The sequence below is a fragment of the Desulfatiglans anilini DSM 4660 genome (genome assembly GCF_000422285.1).
GTDB classification, from domain to species: Bacteria; Desulfobacterota; DSM-4660; order Desulfatiglandales; family Desulfatiglandaceae; genus Desulfatiglans; species Desulfatiglans anilini.
The window spans coordinates 1-10,092 of record NZ_AULM01000068.1 but is presented as its reverse complement, the minus strand read 5'-3'; the positions used below and the strand labels follow the sequence as shown (position 1 = coordinate 10,092).

At 57.9% G+C, this 10,092-nt stretch carries 7 protein-coding genes; all 7 read right to left on the bottom strand.

From position 1 onward, the window contains the following. Positions 1-436: 436 nt before the first annotated feature. Positions 437-1,699: a type III-B CRISPR module RAMP protein Cmr6 gene (gene cmr6 / locus H567_RS0120445; RefSeq protein ID WP_028322820.1), complete on the bottom strand. Its 1,263-nt coding sequence runs from the start codon at positions 1,697-1,699 to the stop codon at positions 437-439. After that, positions 1,696-2,097, bottom strand: coding sequence for a type III-B CRISPR module-associated protein Cmr5 (cmr5, locus tag H567_RS0120440; protein WP_028322819.1), 402 nt, complete (start codon positions 2,095-2,097; stop codon positions 1,696-1,698). The genes cmr6 and cmr5 overlap by 4 nt, the downstream gene beginning before the upstream one ends. 9 nt (positions 2,098-2,106) lie before the next feature. After that, entirely contained in the window at positions 2,107-3,045 is a 939-nt protein-coding gene (gene cmr4 / locus H567_RS0120435) for a type III-B CRISPR module RAMP protein Cmr4 (RefSeq protein WP_161626666.1), read from the bottom strand. 16 nt (positions 3,046-3,061) lie between these two features. Then, positions 3,062-4,204, bottom strand: coding sequence for a type III-B CRISPR module-associated Cmr3 family protein (locus tag H567_RS0120430; RefSeq protein WP_028322817.1), 1,143 nt, complete (start codon positions 4,202-4,204; stop codon positions 3,062-3,064). Further along, on the bottom strand, positions 4,197-7,148 hold the full coding sequence (cas10, locus tag H567_RS0120425; RefSeq protein WP_028322816.1) for a type III-B CRISPR-associated protein Cas10/Cmr2: 2,952 nt from the start codon (positions 7,146-7,148) through the stop codon (positions 4,197-4,199). The genes H567_RS0120430 and cas10 overlap by 8 nt, the downstream gene beginning before the upstream one ends. Beyond that, complete coding sequence (locus H567_RS28815; RefSeq protein ID WP_337833089.1) at positions 7,145-8,215, bottom strand: RAMP superfamily CRISPR-associated protein; 1,071 nt, start codon at positions 8,213-8,215, stop codon at positions 7,145-7,147. Before H567_RS28815 ends, cas10 begins: the two co-directional genes overlap by 4 nt. Positions 8,216-8,692: 477 nt before the next feature. Further along, positions 8,693-9,988, bottom strand: a complete 1,296-nt coding sequence (gene csx2 / locus H567_RS0120415; protein ID WP_028322814.1) for a TIGR02221 family CRISPR-associated protein — start codon at positions 9,986-9,988, stop codon at positions 8,693-8,695. Positions 9,989-10,092 lie beyond the last annotated feature (104 nt).

The window sequence follows — 10,092 nt, the reverse complement described above, 5'->3', positions numbered from 1 at the left end:
TCGGCGTCAATCTGCACGTTTGCTTGTGCGGCGACCACCAGGTCGCCTCCGTGCAAACGCTTGATTTCCTTGATATTGGCCAAACCGGGACCCGCCGCGGAGCGGTGGGACTGAGCGGCGAAGCGGTGAAGAAAAATCCTCATTTCCGGATGGACACGACTTAACGTCAGGTGCCCCGGTCCAGAGGGCTCATATCGCTGTCAATCCCCTCCAGTCAGCACATTGATTCTGACTCTGCCCCCCGCAAAGGCAACAGTGGCCATGGCGGGTAGAGGGAAAACCGGGCATCGACTTTAAAACCTTTTTATCATACCAACAAATTGAGATAAATCAGAAAGTTAACATTTTAAGCCCGGTTTTCAGTCTCTTATGGCTGGAGTGTCGAAAATCGCAACATAACATAATCCATGCCGCTGGGTGCAATCAAGGCATCATCCTACTCAACAGACACGATCGCGTAGTTTTTGCCCCCAGCGGGCATCGTCTCGATTTGCTGGACCTTGACGATTTTATTTTTCTTGAGTTTGGCGCGGTATTGCTCGGGGATCAGATCCATACCCTTCATGAAAGCCTTTTTCCCGCCGGCTTCCGCCCTCACCTCCTGCCTGTCTGCCAAGTAACGGAGGTGAACGCCTTCCCAAATTTCATGAACAGGTTCGACAGGAGCATTTGCGGATTTCGCTTCAGGTTCTGCCTCTTCGCCATGGCTGCCCGGATCATCCCGTTTGGCGATGTGAAGGCCAAACCTTCCGTGACCTACAGCGGTTTTCGCCCCCAGACCGTGGCGGTCCAACGCGGCTTCAAACGCCTCGGAAAAATCCGACACGACGGCCTTCTCCTTCGCCAGTTCCGGTCCCATGAGGATACGAAACACGAATCGGGTGTTCTCGCTGCCCTGACGATCCAGAAGCGGATCAACTGCCCAGTACTTTTGAGGATTAGGGGACTGGTCCTCCGTCGGCCTCCCGTTGGCCTTATTGAGATATTCAGGATAATGACAGTTCATGATCTCCGCCTTCAGGAGGGGCAGTTTCGCAGGGAAAGCGTCCATGAAGACGACCCCTCCCCTGTTTGGTTCGAGATTGTCTTCAGCCGACGTCTCTAAATTTCCAAAGACCCTGCGAGCTTCCCCCGCCTCGTTCGGAAGCCGGCCTTTTCCCACCTGTTGCCAAAACCTTCGGGCGTCTTGCACCTCGGGAATCCGGTTGAGCGCCTTCACCAGCCAGGCCAGACGCACCACCCCCTTGATTCCGCTTGCCGGGATATACGGCACACCAAGGGTCCAATCGAATGAAAAACCCTTTTCAGATGGATGGCCGTTGCCAAGACCAACGACCAGCGGCGTTTCAAGAATCGCTTCGAAACGCAGAAGGCGATATCCCAAGCTTTCAAAAGACCGGGCTGCCGCTTCCTGACGTTCGTGGCGTTTCTCGAGAAGCCTGCCGGCGGTCTTTCTCTCCCATTTACCGCCCGTGGGGGAAGCCTCCCCATTGAACATGGCGATTGAGGGGAGTAAATTGTCTCCGGGATCCTCTGCATTCCCCTCGACAGGACATTTTCCGCCGCTTTCCTGGACATAAAACCACTTGTTAAAATAGAGGCCGTAATTGAAGGGACCTTGCGGTTGTTTTCCAATCACGCGGTCGACGGCAGGATTGACCGGCCGCACAACCGGCTTCGAAGCAGCCTTCGCATTCATGGCGTGTCTCCTTGCTCCTCGAGGAAAAGGGCCGAGTTCGCGTAGCGCTTCACCCATTCGAGCACCAGCAGGGCCTCGTCTTGGGCCCGCAGGTACTGCTCCTGGGACATCGCCGAAAGGTTCGTCAGAAAGGGCTTGGGCTCGTCATCCGGGATGATTCCACGCTCTTTCAACCATCGCGCGATGATCGCGAAGGCTGCGTAGTGCTTCTCTTTTACTGATAACTGCCCATCCTTCGTTGCCTTTGAAATGAGAAAGGCCAAGGCATGTCCAAATCCGTTGCCGAGGATCATCGCCGGCAGGCCGGCCGTGAGGTTTGCAAAGTCCTTGTTGACCGGGATCCGCTCGAGCTGCTCCAACGCGAATCGCGACCGCTTCTGAGAAATCGTCGTCTCCATCGCTTCCTCCTATGCCTTTCCGCCCGGCAGCCAACGAACCTCCATGAGGCCGCGGCCCAAGGTCATGTCGCCGCCTATCTGGACATGGGTCGCCAAGGCGGTCATGGTGAGATCCGCTATAAATTCAACCGGCTGGGGCTCGTTCTGCGTCCTCTCCGTGGTAAAAAAGACGAGGGTGTACAAGGCTGAATCAGCCGGCAAAAGCTCCTGATAACGGAGCGACCCAGCCGTGGTCACGCCGGTTTCCGGGTTGATGGCAATCTGGGCCTGGACTTCCGTGGCATTGCGGACCAGATAGGTGAAATCCGCATCGGAAATCAGCACAAGACGCGCAACCTGGGGTGCCAGGGCTTCGAAGGCCGCCTTCAATGCCACGGCATCCGTCTTCGATTCAACAATCTTGACCACCAGGTCTTCCAGCACCAACCCGTTTTCCGCGGCAATATCACCCCGAATCAGCATGCCCTCGCCGGAGCCCGGCGCCGAACCCAACTCCATGCCGGGGAGCGTCAACCCTGCATCGGGGATCAACCGGAGGTCACGCGCGAGCCGCGTAAGCACATAAGGAGCGGTCACCCACACGAATGGGGCGGCGTTGCTTCTCACCGGAAATGCCAACAAACGGCCGTCGGTGATGGAAATCGCCCCGGCGTGGCCTTCAGGCCCGTCTGGGGACTCTTCTCGGCCGAAGACCTTGCAGGCCAGTTCCTTGGCCTGGGAATGCGCTGATTCGTAACCCATTTCGCCCGCTTTACTATTGGCGTAGTAGCGTGTAAACCAGTCCCGGAAAGCCCCTTTCAAACCCGACGACTGGATCATCGGCCAGGAGGTGTGGCGCTCCCGTTGAATGGGGAGATCTACAGCCCCGGTTGACTGACCCGCCCCTGCGTGAAGCGGTGACACGGCGTAAAGAACACACACCCTGGAAGCGTTCGTCGAAAACAACATGGCACTCTCTCCTCTCCTAACCGTTATAGAAACCCACCGGCAATTCCCCTGCATCCGCCGTCCTGATCGAGGTGCCAGGCGCCAGATACGCCGTCACCGGCTTGTGAAACGCCTTTTTCATATCCCAGCCGGCCATCCGCACCGGCGCCCGAGAGATCCTTGGCAGATTCTGCCAGTTATGGGCCCGCAATTCCTCCCACGGAAAATGCGAGAGGGCTACAGCCCAAGGGCCGCGCTTCGGCGGAAGGGGCATTCTGTCAGGCACAAGCGTATAGCTTGCCAGCCGCTGCTCCCCGCCCAAGGTCAGGAGCCCCTCCGCATCCAGATGAGAAGGCACCAGCTCCCGGTCAAGCCCCAAAAGCATCGCGACGCCCTTCTTGAGGCGGATATGGCTCGCCGCATACAAATATCCTGACTTGGCAGTCCGCCGCCGGTCCTCGAGGGCGATCCCTACCCGCTCCTCATAGGTGTAAAACGCCTTCAACGGCAATAGGGCAGGGCCTCCCGTATAGGATGATAAATCCGAGAAACAGGATAATTCGTTCCTCCCCTGGTGGATTTCTTCTAAAGCCTCCACAGAAATCCAGTGATCCAGAAGCGGCGCGAGGTCCCCTGCCTGCGGATTGAGAGCCCACAAGGGTTCTGGGACGCTGCCTTTCAGCCCCACGGCGCGGATAAACTCCGAAGGGAGGTCAGCCGGAGTAATCCCGATCCTTCGCTGTGGCTGGGTCGACTTGCCGCTTTCAGCCGAATCCTCGCATGGGTCAAAAGCGCCGTGATGCATCGCTTCAGCCCTCTTCAACGATTGTTTTGAGGCCATCCAATGGGCAGGCGCAGGCAGAAAACGCACGACCGCGCCGCCAGGCACCGTTGCTTCGAAAATCGGCCCGACGACCTTGAATCCAGGACGCTCGGGCGTCCCCAAAAGGGGATAGCGGCCGGCAATATCCCGGCCCGCCTTTTCCTCTCTTGCATACGTAGAAGGGTCAAGGCCGCGCTGCAGCAGCACCGCTGTACGGAGGGCCCCCAAAAGGGTCGACGGCATGGGTGGAAAGACAGACCGGGCGGTGTGGTTTTCACCCGCGACCATCGGTTCGGAACCCTTAAAGAAACAGCTGTCCAACGGCTCCAACCTCAGCCATTGCAATTTTTCAGTCATGGCATCCTCCATCGCCGGCTCCCTGATACCGAAAAAGCTGCGGCCCAAGAAAACGCGCAATCAGCAGGGCCTCGGGCCGAACGGCGGCGTCGGGGCCAAGGAGTAGGGCCGCCGCCTGCCATGCAATCCGCTCGAGCCTCGGATTGCGTGCTTCACCCTTTCTGGGCTTCAGAGACGGATCGGAGCGAACAATCAGCGTCTTCAAGAACTTGGGCAGATCCGCCGGATTCCTGGCAGCCAATGCGTCCAGTCCATCTCGCATCTCCTCCACCCGATACATCAACGAAGAACTCATGCACAGGCGCGTCCTCGCTCCGAAGGCCCTTGAAAAATCCAGGAAATGATCGACGAGCGTATCGTCGGGAGAAATCTCCTTCGGAATTTCAGCCAGCAAGGCTTCGTGCGGGCGGGCATTCCACTTCATCACCATAGCACGCGGGCCTCCTCCCCGCTTGGCGAGTTCGACGGCCACGGCATTTCTCCCGCCCTCCTCTTTGGCGCCGCCTTCGAGAAGCCTCCGCGCTGCAGCCATAGCATCCGCGAGCGGCCTTTTGTGATGGCATATCAAGACCGCCCCTGAAATGGACAGGCATCGATCCTCTCCCAAATGGAAGGCCAAACGAAGGCGTTCAGGGGCCCAAGGTCCAACGATGGGCTGCGCCGTGCCCGTGATGGCGTCGTAAACCACGTACGGCGTCGCATACATCCGTGCGATTTCATGGGCCGCAGACAGCGCCGTCGAGACCGGCATGACAGCGCACACATCGTCGCCGCCGGCATAGATGAGCCGGCCGCGACACCTCCGGATGATCTCAGGGACCGTATGAAGCGAAAAGTCGCCCAAGGCCTCCGACAACGCTGCATGAACACCAGGAGTCACCACTCGGGTCTCTCCAAGGTGCTCTTTCCAAAAGCCCCGATACGCTGCATCGAAAGAGGGCGTACGCAGCCGTTCGGTCAAGTCCGGATGAATCGTCGATTCCCAGCGTGAGGGAAGGGTTTCCCCTCCTACAAGCCGCCCCATCCTGTCCCCATCCATAAGGAGGATGGCATAGTAGCGATCCGCATCGGTCCACAGACGGCCCCGCTTCTCCATCGCGTGCAGAATCCCGCTGCAAGTCCGGCGCGCCTCCCGCTCGAGCACGCGGCGGTGCTCCCCTTGTCCTGCAGGCGCATCCGGCTCGTCGGTGTCGTGGATGAACTGGGAGAGCACCTTGCGCCATGAGCCGTATGGCTCCAACGCCTTCACCCCCTGCGGCGCCTCCCCGGCGACTTCATTCAACCAGTCCCCGAAGGCAAGCTCCGTCGTCGACGGAAAGACGTCCGCCTTTTCGAAAAGAGGCTTCAGTGGATGGTCGGTCTTTGAGCCCTTGATCACACGGCCGGCCAAACGCTTTACGGTCGCCACAGCGCAGAGCCTCTCCGAAGATCTGAACTCGGGATGCAAATCCCTGTCCTGCTTCAACAGGCTCCAGAACGGATCAACGCTCGGCCTCGGGTTGCGATCCTCTCCGGGCCGCCACTCGAAGCGCAAGGCCTCCAGATCGCCATGAAGCCCGCACTTGATTCCTTCCTCCCGCTCTGTTGAGCCATCAGGTCGGCCGTTTTTTTCGACCGGGAGTTGGGATTCCGCATCTTTCTCCAGCGCTGCACCTTCGCCGTAAACATATTTGCCGGCAGCCAAAAACGACTGAGCCATTGCATGGCTCACGGAATAGAAGGCCGCCTGGCCGCTCAACGGGTAAGGCAAGGCGTGTTTTTCGCTGTCGGCAACGAGGTTGAAGGGCTTCTCCCAAACGCTCGGAGGCAGAAGGCCCTTGATCTGCAGTTCCCGGCCCTCGTCCAGCAACGGACAGGCGCTCCAACGAAAGGTCCAATAGCCTTTCATCTGACGGTGGAACTGCTTGGTGAGATAGGGATCTTTCTTCCCCCCGATAACGGTTTCAATCCGGTCGAGGGTCATGCGGCCCAGATCCTCCCACGCCTCACGGATCCGCGCCTCGATCGCGGCTGCCGTCTCCTCTTCCTCCCCAGCCGGGACGAGGCAGACAAATTTATTGGGAAGCGAAGCGCCCTCCGCTTTCGGCACTCCATCATCGCCCGCAAGGAGCCCCTCCAGGCCGCACTCCCTGCGCAGCATGTCCTCCACCAGGCCCTGACCGATCAGGCTCGGATAGAGCACATGATCCGAGCCCAGCCGGTAAATCACCTCCCGTATACCCTCGAATGCGAGCCACGAAAGAAGGACCGAACCGACCCACAGATCCCGCAGCTTCCGCGCCCGCTCGATGAAGCCCTGAACCGGAGCCAGGCTCACCACCAGCAGCACGGCCCGGCGGGTCTTCGATCTCTTGAAACAGGAATAAATCGCGGCAGCCAGACCGCAGTGCTGCCAGATGCTGTGGTCCGGAATCCGCGTATCCGCCGGAAGCCGACCCCACAATCCTCCGAGGCCGCCGATGTTCTCGCGCCGCAGACGCTCGCGCAGCGCATGGTGCACATAGTGGAAGCGGGCGGGGGAAAGAAGCTCCGGCCTGCCGGGAAACGAGGCGCACACCCGCTCGATATCCGCTTCGATCAGGGCTTCGATAGCGCGGGCAACCGATGCACAATCCTCGCGCGTCATATCCAGCTGGAGGGGTAGAACCGCCTCGCGCGCCGTTGGGTGGGTCAACAATGGCCTTCCCAGAAAGTCGATCGAGCCGTTTAAATCGGCCCTGGCGCTGTGCCCGGGCAGCTGAGTGCGGTCCATGCCTGCCGCCGTTTGATCGGCCATGTGGATCAAGCCCGGATCGGGCTGAGGGAGGGGCCCCAGGATATCCAGCAGACGCCGGCTCCGCTCCTCGTGTCCTGGGATGCGCAGGGCCTTGTCGGGCGGATCGTGCAGATAGGCCGCGAGCTTCTCATCCCAGTAGGCTGAATCTTGAAGAAAACCGTTTCTCATGCTACGCACTCCTCGTACTTGGCACGCTTCAACAGGGTGTCCAGTTTCCGATGGATTTTTTCCCATGTCTGGATCTGCTCGCTATTCTTGGAGTTGAGCTGATTGCGGCTGTGCGCATGCGGCACATGCAAAACGAGCCCGCGGTATTTGTCCATTTTCTTGCGTACGCAAAACCGAAGGGGCGAGGCATGCCGATCATTCTTATTCTTCCCTATCGGGTGATGGGTCAGCGGCACCCCGATCAGATGCCGCTCCGCAAAACTACCGCCCCCGGGGTCCAACCGTTCGTCTTGCCCCACTTTTTCGGCACGCACCTTGATATAGGCGGAGGCAAGCTGCACCATCACCTTCTCCCATGTTGAGCAAAGTTCAGTTTGCCAGAGGAGAGGGCCCTTTTCGTCTTTCCCCAGACAATTCGGGTAGTCCTTCTGGAACCCCTTTGTCCATGATTTGGTGACAGATTGAAGAAGTGCTGCCTGCTGCCCCCCTTCCAACCCTGGATTACTGATATTGAAGCTGCCCCAGCCATTCCGGGAGCGCGCTCCTACGGTGCCGAAAACCGCGACAAGGGCCAACACCGCATCGATCTCCTTCTTCAAGGCGGCTGGGTATTGAAGAATCAACTGGAATGCAGACGTCGAAGGAAAGTAGCTATGCTGGATGCCCTTTTTAAAATGCACAAGCCCCATGCCTGCCAAATAGCCCAAAGCATCAACCTTTCCTCCATGATCGACCTCAGGATGCTGAATCTTCATTTTCTGAAAAGGACTTTTGACCGCCGCTGTGCCATGGCCCGGCACCAGCCGGATTTCCACAGGGCTTTTGCGGCTTTCCCGCTCATCCCCAGCCCGCCCGAAAACGCGCCCTTCCTCCTCAAGCAAAGCCTTTTCTCCCGGCAAATCAATGCAGGTCACCCTCCACCAATATCGCAGCAGGGCTTTGAACGGCTCAGCGCGCCACTGCGCTTCCTGATCCGCCCCGCCGAGGAACATCGGAGTCACAACCTGGCAGTCCAGACGCCGATGTTCGGTTTGATAGTACCGCAACGACGGCAATACAGTTTTCATATCGGACCATTCCCCCTTTCACGGCTGCATAAGGCCTCTGACCTTTCAGGAAGGCCTTGCCTTACTGCCTGAAAAAATCCCACTGACTGAGAAACGCATGATTCCAGTGCGCATACCCATACGATTCAATAGGCAGAGTTCAGTTCTCTCGCATTTGCAGACTCTTCTCATTCGGGCAGCCCATCCCTTGGAGAGGGACCACCCCGGGCCTGCACTAATGGATCACGGCATCCGAGGGAGGATTTTCAAAATAACTTTTTCGGAGACAGTCGTTTTTCGGATTATTCAAAAACACCGGCCTCTTGCACCTTCTTAGTGCCGCAGCCCGTGGACAATCAATTCCTCAGAACCGTTCAAACGCCAATTCACAAATCTCATACAGACATAGAGCCTGAGTGAAATCAGTTTCCTTCGACGAAGCTCCTCCACAAAGCTTCCTGATCGAGAAGCCTTCAAACGAATACGGAATTCCTGCAATCAATTACAAGACCGGAGATAATCCAGAAAGCCTGTGTAAAAGGTTCCAAGTTCCTTCTTGAGCTTGTCAGCCTTTGCACTATCCTGCTTCATCTCCGAATGGTTGATGTCATTCCGGCGTCGAGCCAGCTTTTCATAATCCAGGAACAACGTTTCAGGTAGACGGCTGCGGCAATCAGCCAAAGAACTGCTGTCTCCATATACATGACCCTGCAAAGGCTCCTTTCTGCCTATTTTGTTAAGCACTGCGGAGACATCCCCCCGGTTCTCCATTTTCACCCAGTCCAGCCCCCCTTTCAGGCAGAAATAGGTCAGAATGGTCTCGGTCAAAAGCGTGTAGCCCTGTTGAACCAACCCGTGGTGCAGACACCAGTTCACAGCTCCCAGTCCGCGTCGGATATCTTCGCTCAACCCGGGGCTGTCAACCACCAGCAGATCGAGCTTGGCCGCCAGACGCTCCAGCAGGGGATAGAAGGCCGGCAACGTGTTGGGCAACCGCTTCAGTTCTTCAACGCGAGCTCGTATATCGCCGACGAAATCGGTTTCATATAGTATCTTGCCCCGGCAGGTCGTCACGGTATCGTTGAGCCTGGCAAGCCTCTTGCTCAGTTCGTCCAGCTGCACCGCCTCGGCATCTTTGCCCCGGCTCTCCCGCCTGCGGGGAATGACCTCCTCCTCTATCAGGGCTTTCATCGCCTCCACGGAACCCGACCTCTCGAACTCTGCGATGGCCTGGCTCCAATCCATCAACGCCGCAAAAGGCGTCAGGTCGAAGACCGGAACCTCCGGCAGACCGCCGTCTGCAGAGTCCCGCCGCGCTTCCCATGCCCCGTAGTAAATCCCCCCGAGTTTCACGCCCTTCAGGGTTCGCAAGTACTGGATACACGCCAACGCAAGGATGGGAATGGACCTGAAGGAATGCGTGACATCGAAAATGATCTCATCGCCTTCCTCCACCTCATCGAGGATCTCCTGGAAAATGGCCCAGATCTCCTCCTCATTGCTCCCGTCAGGTATATCTCTTCCACGGAACCGGATAGATGGGACCTCGATCCGAACCGTATCCTCGAGGCCTTTGAGGCGGAGGTCTCCATCCTTCCCTTCCGAACCCGACGGGGACTGCCAGTTTCTCTCTCTTGCGCCCTGAGTCAAGAAAACCACCACTTCCGAGGGTTGGAAAATCGCGGCGAGTGCAGCCTGCACAAAGCGCGTTTCCTTGCTCCGTCCGCCAAACACATATACCCCGGCCTTGTAAGCGCTCGTTCCAAGAAAGCTGATCATCTTTTTGCCCGACATAGCACCCTCCTGATGCTCTAAAAAAGCGAAAGCTCTGACGTAGAATCAGCTAAGTCACTCTCAATCCCCTCAAGTCGGGACATTCATTCTGACCGAGACAGATT

What these genes read in the sequence shown, in the direction of transcription:
- cas10 (WP_028322816.1), bottom strand. Translation starts at nt 7,148, where the DNA reads ATGAGAAACGGTTTTCTTCAAGATTCAGCCTACTGGGATGAGAAGCTC.
- cmr5 (WP_028322819.1), bottom strand. Translation starts at nt 2,097, where the DNA reads ATGGAGACGACGATTTCTCAGAAGCGGTCGCGATTCGCGTTGGAGCAG.
- csx2 (WP_028322814.1), bottom strand. Translation starts at nt 9,988, where the DNA reads ATGTCGGGCAAAAAGATGATCAGCTTTCTTGGAACGAGCGCTTACAAG.
- H567_RS0120430 (WP_028322817.1), bottom strand. Translation starts at nt 4,204, where the DNA reads ATGACTGAAAAATTGCAATGGCTGAGGTTGGAGCCGTTGGACAGCTGT.
- H567_RS28815 (WP_337833089.1), bottom strand. Translation starts at nt 8,215, where the DNA reads ATGAAAACTGTATTGCCGTCGTTGCGGTACTATCAAACCGAACATCGG.
- cmr6 (WP_028322820.1), bottom strand. Translation starts at nt 1,699, where the DNA reads ATGAATGCGAAGGCTGCTTCGAAGCCGGTTGTGCGGCCGGTCAATCCT.
- cmr4 (WP_161626666.1), bottom strand. Translation starts at nt 3,045, where the DNA reads ATGTTGTTTTCGACGAACGCTTCCAGGGTGTGTGTTCTTTACGCCGTG.